General features: G+C 45.5%; 14 protein-coding genes. 6 read left to right on the top strand and 8 right to left on the bottom strand.

The genetic code is table 11. The annotated features are described in order from the left end of the window. Nucleotides 1–75 precede the first annotated feature (75 nt). Nucleotides 76–1,980, bottom strand: coding sequence for a PTS fructose transporter subunit IIABC (locus MD535_RS12575; RefSeq protein WP_265675367.1), 1,905 nt, complete (start codon nt 1,978–1,980; stop codon nt 76–78). Between the two features lie 379 nt (nt 1,981–2,359). Between MD535_RS12575 and MD535_RS12570 the strand changes: the two genes are divergently transcribed. Then, nucleotides 2,360–3,199, top strand: coding sequence for a helix-turn-helix transcriptional regulator (locus MD535_RS12570; RefSeq protein ID WP_265675366.1), 840 nt, complete (start codon nt 2,360–2,362; stop codon nt 3,197–3,199). A 4-nt stretch (nt 3,200–3,203) separates the two neighbouring features. Here the strand turns inward: MD535_RS12570 and MD535_RS12565 are convergent, their stop codons facing one another. Beyond that, complete coding sequence (locus MD535_RS12565; protein WP_265675365.1) at nt 3,204–3,980, bottom strand: PTS sugar transporter subunit IIA; 777 nt, start codon at nt 3,978–3,980, stop codon at nt 3,204–3,206. A 9-nt stretch (nt 3,981–3,989) separates the two neighbouring features. Beyond that, complete coding sequence (locus tag MD535_RS12560; RefSeq protein ID WP_265675364.1) at nt 3,990–4,292, bottom strand: PTS fructose transporter subunit IIB; 303 nt, start codon at nt 4,290–4,292, stop codon at nt 3,990–3,992. A gap of 217 nt (nt 4,293–4,509) precedes the next feature. Between MD535_RS12560 and MD535_RS12555 the strand changes: the two genes are divergently transcribed. Beyond that, nucleotides 4,510–6,381, top strand: a complete 1,872-nt coding sequence (locus MD535_RS12555; protein ID WP_265675363.1) for a fructose-specific PTS transporter subunit EIIC — start codon at nt 4,510–4,512, stop codon at nt 6,379–6,381. 245 nt (nt 6,382–6,626) lie between these two features. Here the strand turns inward: MD535_RS12555 and MD535_RS12550 are convergent, their stop codons facing one another. Then, nucleotides 6,627–7,916, bottom strand: coding sequence for a serine hydrolase domain-containing protein (locus tag MD535_RS12550; RefSeq protein ID WP_265675362.1), 1,290 nt, complete (start codon nt 7,914–7,916; stop codon nt 6,627–6,629). 70 nt (nt 7,917–7,986) lie between these two features. Here MD535_RS12550 and MD535_RS12545 point away from each other — a divergent pair, with 70 nt between their 5' ends. Both MD535_RS12545 and yjjG read left to right on the top strand, forming a co-directional pair. Further along, on the top strand, nt 7,987–8,400 hold the full coding sequence (locus MD535_RS12545; RefSeq protein WP_265675361.1) for a helix-turn-helix domain-containing protein: 414 nt from the start codon (nt 7,987–7,989) through the stop codon (nt 8,398–8,400). Nucleotides 8,401–8,650: 250 nt separating this feature from the next. After that, nucleotides 8,651–9,325 carry a pyrimidine 5'-nucleotidase gene (gene yjjG / locus MD535_RS12540; RefSeq protein WP_265675360.1) on the top strand — a complete coding sequence of 225 codons (675 nt, stop codon included), beginning with the start codon at nt 8,651–8,653 and terminating at the stop codon, nt 9,323–9,325. Nucleotides 9,326–9,377: 52 nt separating this feature from the next. Here yjjG and MD535_RS12535 read toward each other — a convergent pair whose 3' ends face one another. From MD535_RS12535 to MD535_RS12525, 3 genes are all read right to left on the bottom strand, one after another. Further along, entirely contained in the window at nt 9,378–11,057 is a 1,680-nt protein-coding gene (locus MD535_RS12535; RefSeq protein ID WP_265675359.1) for a glycoside hydrolase family 9 protein, read from the bottom strand. Between the two features lie 325 nt (nt 11,058–11,382). Next, nucleotides 11,383–11,946 (bottom strand): DUF3124 domain-containing protein, encoded by a 564-nt coding sequence (locus tag MD535_RS12530; RefSeq protein ID WP_265675358.1) that lies wholly within the window; start codon nt 11,944–11,946, stop codon nt 11,383–11,385. Between the two features lie 265 nt (nt 11,947–12,211). Further along, complete coding sequence (locus MD535_RS12525) at nt 12,212–13,258, bottom strand: hypothetical protein (protein ID WP_265675357.1); 1,047 nt, start codon at nt 13,256–13,258, stop codon at nt 12,212–12,214. Between the two features lie 437 nt (nt 13,259–13,695). On the opposite strand from MD535_RS12525, the gene MD535_RS12520 reads away from it, so the two are divergent. Continuing rightward, nucleotides 13,696–14,127 (top strand): hypothetical protein, encoded by a 432-nt coding sequence (locus MD535_RS12520; protein ID WP_265675356.1) that lies wholly within the window; start codon nt 13,696–13,698, stop codon nt 14,125–14,127. A 61-nt stretch (nt 14,128–14,188) separates the two neighbouring features. Here the strand turns inward: MD535_RS12520 and MD535_RS12515 are convergent, their stop codons facing one another. Continuing rightward, nucleotides 14,189–15,154 (bottom strand): LysR family transcriptional regulator, encoded by a 966-nt coding sequence (locus MD535_RS12515; protein WP_265675355.1) that lies wholly within the window; start codon nt 15,152–15,154, stop codon nt 14,189–14,191. Between the two features lie 489 nt (nt 15,155–15,643). Here MD535_RS12515 and MD535_RS12510 point away from each other — a divergent pair, with 489 nt between their 5' ends. After that, nucleotides 15,644–17,134, top strand: coding sequence for a DUF1800 domain-containing protein (locus tag MD535_RS12510; RefSeq protein WP_265675354.1), 1,491 nt, complete (start codon nt 15,644–15,646; stop codon nt 17,132–17,134). Nucleotides 17,135–17,137 lie beyond the last annotated feature (3 nt).

The raw sequence follows: 17,137 nt of genomic DNA, 5'->3' as shown, positions 1-17,137 counted from the left end.
CAAAATCACCATGAATTGAAACATGGCATGAACGAATAATCCGCTCATGCCATGGTATTGGTAGGAAGGGGAGGCTTACGCGGTCGCTGCCGTTAGTTTTGCTTTGCGTAGGTTTTTAAGTGCGATACACGTTACTGCTGTCACACCTGCACCTGTTGCCATGCATAGCAACGCAAGCAATGGGAAGTTCATTGCCCCGAGTAAAGCCACAACTGGGCCGCCATGCGCCACGCTGTTGGTGATGCCAAAAGAGAAGGCCATGACAGCCGCAACCATGGAACCAAGCACATTGGCTGGAATCACGGACATTGGATCTTGAGCGGCAAACGGAATTGCGCCTTCAGAGATACCAACCAGTCCCATTGCACCTGCCGCTTTACCTGCTTCAATTTCAGAGGATTCAAACAGGTCAAATTTACGTCCAAGCGTGGTGGCAATGGCCATACCGAGCGGGGCGACAGGAATGGCACACGCCATTGCACCCATGAACTGGGTTTGACCGCTTGCAATCATGCCAACAGAGAATAGGAACGCCACTTTGTTGAATGGGCCACCCATATCAAAGCCCGCCATTCCACCAAGAACGATACCGAGCAGAACCACGTTACCTGTGCTCATGCTGGTTAATAGCGCAGTCAATCCATCCATTAACCCTGCAATAGGCGCGCCGATCACGAAGATAAAAAGACCTGCGATGAAAAGCGAACCCGTGATAGGAGCAATCATGATAGGGACAAGTGGTTGAACAAATTTGTGGTAGTTAAACGAAACGATCCACTTGACGAAGTAGCCCACTAATAGGCCTGCAATGATGGCACCGATGAATCCTGTGCCGGCGTCAGCACCGTAGAAAGAACCATTGTTAGCAATCCAACCGCCAATTAAGCCAGGGGTGAGCGCAGGGCGGTCAGCAATGGCATAAGCGATGTAGCCGGCAAGAATTGGGATCATTAAGGTGAAGGCAACCACGCCGACTTCAAGAATTTGGTTCCACATGCTGCCAGCAGGGATAGCCATGCCCGCTTCCGTTGGCTCTCCGCCAATAGCAAGTGCAAGCGCAATTAACAACCCACCCGTGACCACAAATGGGATCATATGAGAGACGCCATTCATCAAGTATCGGTAAAGATCCGACCGCGCCTGAGAAGCTTTGCCGGCAACAGATTGATGGGATGTGGACTGCTGTGTTTGATAAATAGGGGCGTTCAAGGCTTTCTCTATCAAACCTTGTGCGTCGCGAATCGGGGCTTTTACGTTAGTTTCGATGACGCGTTTACCGGCAAATCGTGCCATGTCCACTTGCTTATCACACGCGACAACAATTGCATCTGCGCGTTCAATCTCAGCTTGGCTTGGGCTGTTCTTCACGCCAATGGAGCCGTTGGTCTCAACTTTAATGTCGTAACCCAAAGCTAGTGCGCCTTTTTCAAGTGCTTCTGCTGCGAGATAGGTATGGGCCACGCCTGCAGGGCAACCAGTCACGCCAATGATGAAGCCTTGCTTCTCGGTGTTGGTTTCTGGGATGGACGACTGAGGTTTTTCTAGTAATAAATTCAGTGCAGATTGTGGTGAATCGGCATTGAGGAAGTTTTCAATAAACCCCTCTTCAATCAATTTGGAAGAGAGCTCGGCGAGCACTTCAATATGGTGGTTATCACCACCATCAGGGGAGGCGATCATGAAGAATAGCTTTGATGGTTGACCGTCGTCGGCACCGTATTCAATTCCCGTCTTATGAACGCCAATGACAACCGCAGGCTCGATAACTGCGGCGCTTTTTGCGTGTGGCAGCGCGATCCCGTCTTCAAAGCCGGTGTTACCTAGTGCTTCTCGCGCTTTAATGTCGGCAAGAAATTGTGCTTTGTCTGAGATACGTCCTTGTGCATGAAGTACCTCTATCAACTCTTTAAACACGGCTTCTTTTGAATCAGCTTCAAGCGACAGCTTAATCAAATCTTGATTGATCAGTTTCGTGATCATAATGAACCCCTAATCTATTTATTGTTTTGTTAGGGGTATTTTGAAACGTGTAAGTTGTTTTCTGTAGTGAAGAAAAAATGCATTCACTGGAAGATTGTTGCGTTGTGGTTGGAGTGTGATTTTGATCAGCCATGGTATTTGTAAAACCACTGTTTTGACAAATGGATGTGGAAAAATAAATAGAATTATTAAGTGTTTATATTAGCTATGAGAATATTTTTTGGTTCGGTATATACTGAGAAGTGACTGTAAATTTATCGCTTTAACTGGATTATTGTAACCTAGTTTGATAATTGTGATTTTGCTCAATAGCACAATATTTCACTTAAGGGTATACCTATGCTTATAGCACTAATGCTACGTGCAAAGAGTTCGAACAATGATATTTCATGATTTAATCTCATCGGTATTAAGTGAGCGAGAACCGTTTCATCACATCTGGTTTGCAGGCGACTTTCATACGCCACCAGCGTTTAGCTATCAGGTGAACTTCCCTCGTTTAGAGTTGGTGTTAGACGGTGAATATATCAACGAAATGGAAAGCCACGAACGCAAGGTGACGAATATCGTTGCGAAAGCGGGGGATGCGATTTTTATTCCGCCAAACTGCTGGAATAAGCCGGATTGGGATACGAATTGCTCGGTACTGAGTATGCTATTTGGCCGCAGACAGCTGGGACTCAGTTTGGTCAGTAAGCGTAAAGGTGAGGCAAATTTTTATGATATTCAAAAACACAGCCTGCAAACCCGCTCTGGATTCGCGATCGATAACATATTAGAGGCGCTGAGTTCTTTAGCGCGTGAAAGCCACAAACAGCCAATGGATGAGTTATTGCTGCAAGCGTTACTTCAGTACAGTAAGAGCATGTTGGATGCGCCAGAGGAAAAATCACATAGCCGTGTTCAAGATTTGTATCAGGGCATTTGTATCTATATTCAAGAGAATTTCCACAGACAAATCACCCGTGATAGCATCGCCGCCCGTTTTAGTCTCTCTGCTAATCATTTATCGCGTATGTTTCGTCAGCAAGGGCATATGACGTTGGCAGACTACATCACTTGGGTCCGTATTGACCGAGCCAAGTTCATGCTCAAGAAGTACAATTTCAAGCTCAATGAAGTGTCGGTACGTTGTGGCTTTAAAGATGTGAATTACTTTTGCCGTGTTTTTAAAAACAGAACAGGCAAAACGCCAACGGAATATCGAGGTTTAATTTAGGATCTTAAGGTAGTAGCCGAGACATGAAGTACATTAATAGCGCCTGTAAATCGACACGACTTCGAGTTGTTAAAAGGCGCTCTGAAATTTGATCGCACAATAAGTTTCGTGTCAGGTTTGTGGCGGCGATGATCTGTTCTCGGTTAGGCGTTTTTGGCATCACCAGTGCTATTGCTAGGTTGACATGTCCCATCTTTGATGCCCAATCAATAGGAGTATCACTGGCAATGACAGCGATGGCGATGTGATCAATATCCTCAAACATCACATGGGGCAGGGCGATACCTGGTGTGACACAGGTGGATGAACGCTCTTCACGTTTGATAAAGGCAAGAATGAGCTCATCGGGATCATCTGGGTAGATCAGGTGTGCCAGCCCTTTTAGGCATTCGAACTTAGTGAGCACCGTATGTGCTTTGGCATAATGCCATTGAGTTTCGCTCGGTGGACAAAGTTGTGGCAGGCGTTCTGCGAGTTGGCTAGAGAACTCATAATTGATGTAAGAGCCAATGAGAGTGTAATGTTCGGCGATGATGTCTTTGAGCACAAAACAGGTGAGTTCAGCATCAATACCAATCGCGGTAATCTGACATAAGTCGCCTTGATTTAAGCCAGCTTGAAGCATGGCGAGAGAGCGAGTCAGATCCGCTGAGCGGTTTTGAGTAATATTAATGATGTGAATAGTCGATTTGAATTTTCTGGCCAGAGTACGTAAAGGCTGGGCTGCGAGCACATTGGCTTCTGTACTGTCGACAAGAAAAGTGATCTGATATTCGTTCATCTTAATGGTTTACCGGCGGCAGTGAACAAGAAAGACCTTGTCGACATTAAGTAACACGTCTTCAATGGAAATTCGAACCGTGTTTGCCGCTTCAAAACGAGACTGTTGGTCGACATCAATATCAGAGACGATGAGGACTTTATCGGCTTGTGCGATATCGTGAGCGGAGAGCAAGTTTTCGATCCCCATTGCGCCTTGCGTTTCGACTTTGATCTGCACATTATGCTTAGGCGCCGCTTTGACCAATGCATCAGCGGCCATATAAGTGTGTGCAATGCCTGTCGGGCAGGCGGTGACAGCGACAATTTTCACGGTTTATCTCCGCGGGTGATTTTTGCGGATATTAGCACAGTGTGACGGGGATTAATTAATTTAGCAGCCACAATTGAAAGACAAGCGTCACAGTTTGGTTGGACTGTTACAATAATCCAGTTAATGACTTTTCCGTCCTATATCTAAGGGTATGGAGGCTGATTAATCTATGTTCAAGCGTGATCATTTCAGGGTAGGAATAGGCAAGGAAGAAACAATGGATATTACTCATCTTATTGGGCTAGACACGATCTGCTTAGATCTTAAGGCAAAAACCAAAGAAGACGCGCTTAAAGAACTAGTGGAGTTACTTTCCGCTGCGGGAAAATTGGCAGACAAAGATCAGTTTCTTACGGATTTGTGGAAGCGTGAAGCGATAGGCAATACTGGCTTTGAAGATGGTGTCGCCATCCCTCATGCAAAAAGTGATGCGGTTGCTCAGCCTGCGGTTGCGGTGGGTATTAGCCGTACCGGGATTGACTATGGCGCTGAAGATGGTGAACTTTCCGATGTTTTCTTTATGCTGGCCTCGCCTGATGGCGGTGATCACCATCATATTGAAGTTTTAGCGCAGCTTTCTAGTAAACTCATCGAAGAGGGGTTTGTTGATAAGCTTAAAGCCGCAGAAAATACCGAGCAAGCCAGAAAGTTACTGACCGACATCCAACAACCGCCTGTATACGCCTATCAAAATGATTTATCTGAATCCAATCATACCCCGTTAAGTCCGTGGAAACTTCGCGTTGCCCACATTAAAGAACACTTGTTGTTTGGTACGTCCCATATGATCCCTTTTATTGTTGCGGGAGGGGTATTGTTGTCGTTGTCTGTGATGATGTCCGGTCATGGCGGTGTACCTGAAAGTGGGGTATTGGCAGACATCGCACAGATGGGGATTGCAGGGCTGACCTTATTTACCGCGATATTGGGCGGTTACATTGCTTACTCCATTGCCGATAAACCGGGCCTTGCCCCCGGCATGATTGGCTCATGGGTGGCGGTTAACCAATACAGTACGGGTTTTCTCGGCGCGATTGTGGTGGGGTTCTTTGCTGGCTTTGTCGTGCAATTACTCAAAAAAATAAAGCTACCGGATAGCATGAGTTCACTCAATTCAATCTTTATTTATCCACTCGTTGGCACCTTTGCCACTTGTGGGATGGTTATGTGGGTGATTGGTGACCCTATCGCCACTGCCATGTTCGTGATGAATGATTGGCTAACCAGCATGGCAGGATCGGGGAAGATTGCGCTAGGCGCCATCTTAGGCGCCATGACGTCGTTTGATATGGGAGGCCCGATAAATAAAGTGGCAACCTTGTTTGCTCAAACCCAAGTCAACACCCAGCCTTGGTTGATGGGTGGGGTAGGCATCGCCATTTGTACACCCCCACTTGGCTTAGCTCTCGCAACGTTTTTATCGCCCAATAAATTTAAGCGAGATGAGCGTGAAGCGGGAAAAGCAGCAGGTATTATGGGAATGATAGGGATTAGTGAAGGCGCGATACCTTTTGCTGCGTCTGATCCCGCTCGCGTGTTACCAGCCATTGTTGCTGGTGGCATTGTGGGCAACGTGACGGGCTTTATGTTTCACGTTGTTAACCATGCTCCTTGGGGAGGGTGGATTGTTTTACCTGTTGTGGATGGAAAGCTTGGCTACATCATAGGAACATTGTTAGGCGCGCTCACTACCGCCTGTATCGTTATTGCATTAAAGAAAACCATCTCTGAACAAGATGATAATGAAAGTGAATTGGTTCGTTCTTATCGCTCTGTGAAAGGGGAAGGAGAGGCGGAAGTGTTGGCTGTGACGGCGTGTCCGTCGGGTGTCGCTCATACCTTTTTGGCCGCTAAGTCATTAGAAAAAGCGGCTTACTCAATGGGCGTCAAAATTAAAGTCGAGACGCAAGGCGCGGATGGGGTGAATAATTGGCTAACAGCGAAAGATGTAGAGCACGCAAGAATGGTGATATTGGCGCATGATGTCGCCATTCAAGAGCCTGAGCGATTTAAGAACATCAAGGTTGTGGATGTGTGCACGAAAGACGCCATTCTTAATGCCGTTGGGCTACTTCACACCAGACGGTAAGTGACGTATTTCTTGCACGGCGGTCGTCTATCTATGTTGCTCTAAGTTGTGAGGCTTCCTTTGGCGCTTTTATATTGAGTCGTTCTCTTACTAGGCGATAAATCATGTCGTTTTATCGCAAGTAGGGCTAGGGCGCGTGAACAGTCATACTATAACGGTGATAGGATGTCGGTTTACTTCAAGATTTCGACACGAGGTCCTCTCCTTGGACCTAGAGAACGGTGACTAGTGGCGAACGGAGTCCTCTATTTTTGTCCGTGCGCCTGATCTGCACGTAATTGCTTTACAACATCGATAACGGCGTTGTTTAACTTATAGTGGTGAGACGATGGATTAGGCAGTTTGGCATTCATCTGGCTATATATTGCAACTACCGTGTCAGATTGCGGGTCAGCCCAGATTAGCTGGCCAGCCCATCCACCGTGGCCGATACCGTAATCATTAAAGATGGCTGATTTGTAGTAATAGCTATCAACGTAATGCCATTCAGCCGGAACAAATTCGCCGTTCTGCTTGGCTGCTTCAAGATCGTTTTCGTACTGTTTTTTATCTTCAATGAGCAGGCGGCCATAGCGTGCAAAATCCACCGTTGACGCCAACATTGATGCGCTCACTGAAGGGTAACCCGCATAATCGGTACCCATATGTACAGTATGCTGGCCACCAATACGATGCATCAGATTACGCACCTGAGTTTGCAATGGAACGCCAGTGGCCTTCTCAACAATTAAACCAAGCGTTGCGGTATTGATGGACGCGTAGTTCGCGTGGCCTTTAGTCCACTCATTAGAAGTTGAACCTGGCGCAATATCAATCTCTTTTACAAATTGCGCTGTGGTTTCGCGATCATCATTTCGACGTAAGCCAATCACTTGTTCATCGCGGTCAAACATCTCTTCGGCTTGCTTGTCACCTAAGTAGGCCGCTAGCTCTGCAACATTATGATTTACCGCCATTGCAGCTAGGTTACCAATGGTGCGGCCTCGAAAACCCGGCCCTACATCGGGCAGGTAACGTTCCACTTTGTCATCCATTGACAAAGCCCCCTTTTTTAGTGCCTTGTTAAGTAACATATACATGATGGTTTTGGTTGAAGACTGTGCCGAAAATACGGAGGCTCGGTCATAACCATTCTTGTAGTGCTCCAGTATCACTTCGTTTCCTTTAGTGACCACGATAGAAGCAACCGCCGGATGGTCTATCAGACGTTTCACACTCGGAATTTCATATAAATCATAGTGAGTGGCCTGATATTCAAGCGGGTAAACATCTTGGGCATTGACCGACATAACATTGGGCATAATTTTCTCTAGCTTGTCTAAGCCAGCGGCGCGTTGTTGCTGCCAGTTGTCGATATTAATGATGGATTGATTGGAAAGTGGTGCAGTGTTTTCAATACTTATTGAAGCAGCCTGCAGAGAGCCTGTGATCAATGCTGTACCAAGTACTAATGCTAGTTTGCGTTTAATTAATGTCATGATGACCTCTCTCGATTTATTTGAAAGTGATTTGCTAACGGGAGAAAGTATATTCATCTCGATTTCCTAAATGCGGTAAGCTAACCTATATGTTGTTCGTATTTGGGAAATGGTATTGGTGTAAATCATGAATGAATTTGATACTCGAGGTTTTGAGTTTTTTGGTGACAGTGAAAAGTGGTTTAGGAAACAGCTTATTGAACGGCTTGAGGTTTTACTTGCTCACCAGAGTCTGTCTAAAAACCAACTGGCGAAACTCGCTGGTCTACCAAAAACAAGCCTATATCAGAAGATGGATAAGAACGAACAAAGCTATTTCACCATCATTGAATTGTTTCGTATCGCTAAGTCATTTGATATCAGTATTGTACAATTGCTCCCTATCGATGATGTGGATCGAAAACACCCTAATTTAGTGCCATTACCTGCTAGCTCTTTAAAGTTCTTAGATGAGATGCTTGCTGCTGAACCCTCTGACATTGAGCTTCTCAATAAGTTGTACAAAACGATTAAGCAGCACCGTTTAGAAGCAGAGACGTAAGCATTAATTCTACAGAGGTGTATTTGGTAAGTGCCAAGATTAGAAAAAGTAGGTCAGTCTCGTTAGAAAACTAAGGTGGTGTAGCGTGTGATTCGTCAATAATCGAACTCTGTCATACAACGCTCCAGAACGTTAATGTGTGGCGACAGTGAGAGGAGGAATATTTGTAATAGCCGATTGACAAATATTCCTGTTGTAGCAAAATCCAGTGCACTTATCGCCCCCGCTTATGACCCAAGGAACACGATTGATGAAATACGATTGGATTTTGTTTGACGCTGATGAAACCATTTTTAACTTCGATGCATTTGCTGGCATGAGGTTGATGTTTGAAAGGCTCGGTGTGGATTTCACTCGTGATGATTACGCAGAGTATCAGTTAGTTAATAAGCCGCTTTGGGTTGACTATCAAGATGGAAAAATCACCGCTGCGCAACTAAAACAGATTCGCTTTGAAGGGTGGGCAGAGAAGCTTGATACCACGCCACTTGTTTTGAATAGCGCCTTTTTAGATGCGATGGCGGACATTTGTACCTTGCTGCCGGGTGCTCGGGAACTGATGGATGCGTTATCGGGTAAGGCGAAGCTGGGTATCATTACTAATGGCTTTACTGAACTTCAAGCGATTCGATTAGCGCGCACCGACATGACGCATTACTTCGATCATGTGGTGATCTCTGAAGAAGTGGGCATCGCCAAGCCAGATGAAGGCATTTTCTCTCACGCCATGACCCTGATGGGGAATCCATGCAAAACACGCGTACTAATGGTGGGGGATAACCCGCATTCAGACGTGTTAGGCGGGCTCAATTTTGGTATTGAAACGTGCTGGCTAAATACGCAAGGACAAGAAAAGCCACAAGGTATTGAGCCTCACTATGAAGTGAATTCATTGCAGCAATTACAGCAAATTCTGATTGCTTAGCGATGTAGTTGTGCTGTTATATAGCGATGACACTGTGTTAACAGCGACGAACCTAATGATCACTATTGCCTGAATAGGTCGATTGAATCGCCAATAAACCAATTAGCGCAGCATTATAGTCGATAGCGAACTCGTTGACAGCGTACGATTTTTCGCTGTCGATATAGCTAAGCATCCCCATGTCTTTTGGCGCGATATCAGCTTGCGCTTTGATATTAGGTCCGCCTACTAGAAAGCCGGGTAGGCTGACTCCCGTGCCGATTCGATACAGATGATGAAGGTGACGAACGCTGTGCGTCCCAAACTGCGTGACAAAACTCATGTTGAAGGCATTGGCACCGAGTAGGTAATCGATTTGCGATTGGATGAGCCAGCGATGTTGTGTACGGTTTGATATCATGTCACTCCAAGCAAGCACAATGCCGACTTCTGCCACCATTTTATTGGATCCCCAAATAAAATTCTGATTTGCAACGAAAAATGGCGACTGTGTGGCGAGCGTCGCGTAGCGTTCAGCGAGCGCGTGTAAATCGTTTTGCATCAGATGTGAGAGCGGGCTATCTAATGCTTGCATCAGATGCCAAATGCCCATAATGGCTGGGTTTTTCCATTCAAAAAAGTCAAACAGTGCGATGTTTGCGCCAATAGTCTCGTGATAGTGGTGGTCAAAATAGTCAAGAAACGACGTATCGTTTGTTGTTAAGTAAAGCTCTGCTGCAGCCCACATTCTGTCGTCGATATCGGTCGCGAGGGATTCTTCCATGTCATGTTCATTTCGAATATAGGGACCAGAGCCACTATCGTCTGCTTTTTGCCAGTCGATATACTGGGTAGGCTGAGTTTGTAAATACGCCCATGCAGATTGTGCAGAGCGTAACCACCGCGCGGCGAGTTTGGCATCATAGTTTTGATAAATGCGAGCAGCAAACGCCATTGTGGCGGCGTATTTTGCTGTGTCTGGTGTGCTGACGCCAAAAATGTAGCGAGTTTGATTGTCTAACCAAGGTGGTATTTTTGCCGGCCATGCCAGCCCTGAAAGCTTGCGATATACCGCTCCGTCAGAGCGTTGCATCTTTTCCATCCACAGCAATCCATATTGGGCCTCGCGAAGAATGGTGGGCATTGTCTCAGGGCTAGTTGCACTGAACAGGTCTGGAGCTTGGCGATACGCTTCTAGCAGTCTGGCGATGGTGATAGTCGCAGTGGATATGTATTTACCAAAGTCGCCCGCGTCATACCAACCTCCAGCCGCGTTAATATAGGTGCCTTGTGGGTTAATCTCATCACGTCTAAATATGATCCCATCATGCATGTGACTAGGCGGCCTTGCCATACCGGTAATCGGTGAGTAGACGGCTTCTCCTGAACGCTGTAAATAAAGAGCATGGACCAGACCCTGAGTTAAGCTGTGATACACATCTGAGCGGACTTCGAATGGAACGGAAGTGTCTTCACCCGCCCGTAAATAATACCAACCAGGCTTATTGAGAGCTGAAAAATCGGCGACATGGACACTTCTCCCGTCGGCTAATTTACTGTTGTACTTTAGCGTTAACGTTTTCAGCGCCTTATTACTGGGCATAGAGATGAGAGTGATGTGCTCGGATGTCGGCTCAAGGACATAAACTTTTTTATGGGTGTTAGGTTGATAGCCCAATTGGTTTACAACTAGAGTGCTAGCGGGGACGTGGATAGTGAAAGCAATCAAAGCTAAAAAAACATAGCGACTCATAGGTATTCCTTAAGAAGTAGAGAACGGCTCAATGCAATGAAACAGACGATATTTTATGGTGCTAGGTGTGTTGTAATCATATTAGGATGACAGAAGTCCGTTTCCCAAATTACATGCATACTAAATTAGATGAATGTGACTCACGGTGAAATATATCTTGAGTTCATTCGTTTAGAGGGGCAGTGGGGGGGCGATAACGCAAAAAAGAAGCATTCGGTCAGCGTTACACTTTTTTAGGCGCTGCTGACCGGTTAATGACGGTTAGGTTATTTGAACGCTAAGCTCCTAGAGCGGAGATAAGAATGAGCGAGATGATTGCTAGTCGTTAATTCACGCCGCGACTAGTGAATGAGATATTGTTGCCTTCACCCGCGCCAATCATGACCGCTTCGAAAATAGGGGCAGATGCGCTATTTGGGTTGGACCACTGAATGTAGAAGTTAGCACCAGCGCCGCCGCTGACTTCGCGCTTTTCAACTAAGTACTCGGCACTAGACATCGCGTTGAGCTCGTATCCTTCGGAAATAAACTGCCTGACACGCTTACCACTGGTGTCGTAGTAATCAATGCTATGAATGTTAATGGTATTGTCTGGGTCGGTATTGCGAATTACGAGCGTCGATTCCAGTAAGACCGCTTTACCACCATCGGTATAAATGTGAGAGTAAACGGGCACATAGGCGCCTTTTGTGCCATGACCTGTGGTGTTTTGACTCGTGGGTGCAATCGCAGCCCTTTCAATTTGCTGCGCTTGATGGCTGAGCTTTTCTTCGATGGTATCAACCGACTTTACAAGGTTGCCTAGATAAATGGCTAAACCAAGCACTAAGATGACGGAAACAATGGAAACAATGGAAACAAACTGGCTGGCATTGTGTTTAGCGGTCATAGACTCTCCTCAATCGTTGCTAGGGTAGTGTTCTATTGTACTCATAAAGCAGCGGTATGTGGGGGTGTTTAGGTAGGTTATTGCCTTGTAGGGTGATAGGTTTTGTTAGTAAGTGTGTATTTTGTGATGAAAAGATGTGGTGCGACAATGAACGATTAATTACTTTGCTAAGGCTTGATTTTATTAAGGATAAGTGAATAGTGAGCAGAGCATTTAGCTCTGCCACTAGCCGCTATTGTTGAATGTCTAAGTCGTAAGCTAAGGGTTATTGAGTGGCAAGCGCTGACGTTTTAAGCGCTGAAATGACAGGATCTTGCTTTGCTGCCATGATTTTAGGGGTGACACCATAGTGACGTGAAGTAAAGGTAAAGTCTTTGCCCTTCGTATCAATATTATTTTTAGCAGAGTCGCCACAGTTGAAAGAAACCGTTACAGAATCGTCAGCGTTTTTCTGCCATGTATTTGAACTCACATGACGAACGCCTTCGATTAAATATTTGTCTGCATCATAGGCGGTGATTGAGGTAAAAAATTGGTTTTCTGGGTCTGCAAATGTGGTGGTGTAGCAGACGTTCGCCTTCAGTTTTGGGCTGTTGGAGTATTTGTTCCCCACTAAGGCTTCTGGGCTTGCACCACCCCAGCCAGCCGCATTTTCAAGATTCCATTGGTGAAGGTCGGTGACTTTGTCACTGGTTCTTGGGAACGTGTAAGTGAAGTTTTTCAGGTTGTTCACTTCCTGAGTGTACTTTTTGACCCAGGCTTCGACATCATCATAATTATAAGGCTGGACTTGATAGTCTGTTGCAAAGTTAAAGTCGGAAGTATCAATTTTATCGAGTTCCGCTTTTGCTTGTGAGATGCCGTTTTCTGTTCCCGAACGGTACAGCACGAATGCATATTCAGATTCCACACTCACACTGTAGTGCCCATCTTCCACAACATAGTGCTGTCCATGTCCTCGCTCTGTGACGACTTGAACCGCCATGTAGTTGTTCGTTTTAGGAATAGAGAACGTCACAAAGCCATCGATGGCTTTGACAATGGCTACGCCGTATAACGTGTCATCATTCATTTGCACCGTAGGCGCAGCTTTACCGCGTGGAGGCAGCCCTTGCATTTTGACAAATTCGTGAGTCGCGCCTTTGCTTGCCCAGTTACGATAGTTACGCGCGGTTTCTGCATGGGTAAAGTTTTGTTCAGTGATCTTGATGGTTTGCGTGTCGTGTGTCTGCGTTGTGTCGGCAGCAACAACCGAGCTTGTGATAAAGGCACTTGCGATTAGGCTTAACGTAGCGATATTGGCAATGTTCATAGTAGTTCTCTCAGTGTTTGGCTTTACTTGAAGTAAAAGGGCGCTTTTTACTAATGAGTCCGATGAATCCAGCAAGTCCGTTGACGTAAACTTTACGTGTGAATCCTAATCACTTATCGCGCTTAATAAGTACGCTGTTCGTCATCTAGTCGTGACATTAACGGCCAATGAGTATGATTTGAAATGATATCCACGGATATCAGTCATGTTCTTAGTGTATATCCTCTAATAATCATAAAGTTAAAGTGGCTCACGAACAGTTACACGACACATAATGTGGCCCGAGCGGCATAGCTTCGATATAACCTACACGCATAAGTGCTATGCATTAATACGATTCGCAGCCCGTGCCGCATTAACGTATGTTTTCCTCATCGGTAGGGCTTAACTCAATGAGTTATTGAGTGCCCAGAATGTAACTAATGAGGTGGTACAACTTGCGATATCAATCCCTTTTCGTCACGGCAATGATGGCTTGGTCTACGGCATCCTATTCAAATGGAGGCGCGTTAGTGGATCCCCACAGCAACTTAGCTTTTGACTATGACAATGTGACTCAGGATGTGGCTCAAGCCGAACTTAATGAATGCGTGTCTATTGCGTCCCAAGCAAGCACGCAACCCACGACACAAACAAGAGGATCAGGTGCTAGAGGCGCGGCGAAAGGGGCTGCAGCTGGTGCGGTCGTTGGGTCGGTCAGTGGTAACAGTGGCACAGATGCGGCAAAAACTGGAGCGGCCATTGGTGTTGTGGGCGGCAGGCTGTCAGCTCGCCAAGAGAATAAGGCTAATCAAGAACAAGCGGAGGCTTCGTATAAGACGGTTTTACGTAACTGTATGATTGATAAACACTATGTCGCGCTAAATTAACGTTAGGCGGCTCGATACTTGCCACCTAAGCTCTGCTGCGAAGTTGATGTTGACTAGTAAGCTATGACTCATCATTTGTTGAGGGAAGCACTGCGTCTTGAGTAGTAGAGATAATTAATTGTTTTAGCCATTGATGAGCCGCACTTGTTGCGGTTCTTTTGTGTTCGATAAGGTAAAGATCAACGGCAAGATCGGGCTCGTTATTCAGTGAGAGTACCGGAACCAGTTGATCGCCAATGTGGCTCAAATCAGTGAGCCTGTGGGAAGCGACCATAACAGTGTTGGTATGCTGCATGAGTTCGACAAGGGTAAACAATTGTGCACTTTTAAAGACAATATCTCGCTCAATACCTTGTTTCGCAAGGTGAACATCGACGGGGTTGCTAATGCCAATTGCCGAGCGAATGTCTAAGCTCATGTCGACAAACCGATAGCGTAAACAATCTTCCAGTGTGACCGAATCTGCACGAGTAAGTGGATGGTTTTTGGCAACATAAAAAACAGGGTAAGTGGTCCCTATTTTTTGATAGGGAAACTCAATGCTATCGGCCGGTGCGTTAATATGTATTGAAAAGTCGACATCGCGTGATGCCAATTGCTGAACCGGATTGGTCGTTATAGGGAATTCAACCAGGCTTGCGTGCGGCGCTTGCTTGATAAGCGCGGTAGCAAGGGGAGCGGAAAGAAAACTACTCATCAGTGGCGGGATAGAAATAACAAAAGTTTGCTCACATTTTTCCGGAGCGAAGGCCGATTTTGCGACTAGGGATTGGGTCGCGCGCAACAGTTCTGCGAGTGGCATTTCTAAGTCTAACGCTTTCTGTGTTGGTACTAAGCCATTAGACTCCCGATAAAAAAGCGGATCGTCAAACAAGTCTCGTAGGCGACTTAGAGTGCGGCTCATAGCTGGCTGGGAAAGGTATAACGTTTGGGCTGCGCGAGTAACGTTCTTTTCTTTAAGTAAGACACTCAGTGACACCAAAAGGTTGAGATCTAACCGAGACAGTTGTTGCTCTAATGTGACCATTGAAATGCACCAAAGTAATATTTCTTAGTAAATTTGTACATCGGAATGGATAGCAATTCAAGTGTAGAGTGCCACTTAACGCCGTGAGAGCGGTTAGTTTGATGCATTGATCTTATAGCGATAATTTATGAACGAATAGGCACTGCTATTAAATGATGTTTTTATGTTGTTTATTATTTAATTTAGACTCATGACATAATAATGGCGTTGTTTCGTCAATAAAATGACCATTAATATATTCTTTGTATTTTAAGTGGATATATTGAATGTAATATTAATAAAGTCATTATTCTATTTTTATATTGAATTTATTTTATGTTTTTAATTTGATATTTTGGTTCTGTAATGCATTGTTTTTATTGGTGTTGGTTGTTTTGTATATTATTCCGCTTCGCAGGTTTTATTGGCTTGGTTATTGTTGTTGTTCTAATGAAGTACTACGGTAGTAAATAGGTATGCGGTAGTAATAAATTAGTAGGAGAATAAACTATGGATGGTTTGTCATATAAGCAAGCATTTCGATTTTTAGATTGTTCGACAATGGGAGTAAAGAAAGAAGAGGTAAGTGAGTTTTTATTAACTGACGATCGAAGTGATTGGATAGAAAAGCAAATATCGGAACCTTACACCTCTCATGTATCAAGAACTCAGGCTCAACAACAAGATCGTGGTTCTAGTACGGTCAGCGCGGAAATGAGAGTGTGCGGGTGGTTTGATATGGCACTTTGGGACCAAGCGCAATTAAGGCAACGGATGTCGTTTGCTTTGAGTCAAATTCTGGTGGTAGGGGATCGCGATGCCCAATTGGCGGCTTACCCATTGGAGCTTGCAAATTACTATGATCTACTTACGGCTCATGCGTTTAGTGACTACAAAACACTACTCTATCATGTAACTCGTTCTCCGGTGATGGGGACATATCTGACGATGGTTGGTAATTTGCCAAAGAGTGAAACAGGCGTTAATCCAGACCAGAACTATGCTCGTGAAGTGATGCAACTTTTTACCATTGGTTTGAATCGGCTTAATGATGATGGTTCCTTGTATCTCAACGAGTTCGGTGAACCAGAAGCTAACTATGACGATGCCGACGTAGAGAGTATGGCGCGTATTTTTACTGGCTGGTTCATGTCCGATAGCAGTATGTCTGAGCCGATGGTAGCGAATGATACCTACCACGATAGGGAAGAAAAGCAGGTATTAGGCGTCACGTTTCCATCGGGCGTCGGTGCTGAAGAAGAGTTGCAGCATATCCTACAGGTATTAGTCGATCACCCCAGTACCGCACCTCATATTGCCACTCTTTTGATTAAGCGTTTTGTCACCTCCAACCCAGGACCTGCTTATGTGCAGCGAGTCGCCACGGTATTTCGTCAGACTCAGGGGAATTTATCTGAAGTCATTAAAGCGATACTGCTTGATGACACTGTACTAAACGGAGAAACAGCAAAGGTTCGAGAGCCCATCTTGGCTATGAGCTTTCTTTATCGCGCTCTCAACAGTCAACCCGGCGGTGGAGGCACAACGGTGCGAAATGCCATGTTATACCAAGAAACATTTGGCCAGTACCCACTCGGTTCGCCGTCGGTATTTAATTTCTATTCTCCCGACTATATGCCTGCAGGAGAGCTAGAGGGGCTGGGTTTAACTGCACCAGAGCTGGCCATTATGGACTGGAATCAAACGATTAAAATGAGCAACATTGCATGGAAGCTGGTGGCGGATAACGGTTACAAAACGAATTCAAACAGTACTAACGAGATATATCCTGATGTGTCTGATTTTGTTGCTGCCGCGGGGGATTTTGAGGCACTGAGTCATTTGTTTGCTGATCGTTTTTATGGTGGAGAAATACCGCTAGATATTGCTCCAAGACTAGAAGCGTTATGGAACGCCAAAAGTAGTAACAATAAGCCATACGCGATATCCGCCATGCTCTATTTTGCCTTTATTTCCCCTAACTTTATGATTCAGGAGTAAGCG

This window comes from Vibrio qingdaonensis, from assembly GCF_026191675.1.
Classification (GTDB): domain Bacteria; phylum Pseudomonadota; class Gammaproteobacteria; order Enterobacterales; family Vibrionaceae; genus Vibrio; species Vibrio qingdaonensis.
This window is presented reverse-complemented; position numbering and strand designations above follow the sequence as displayed.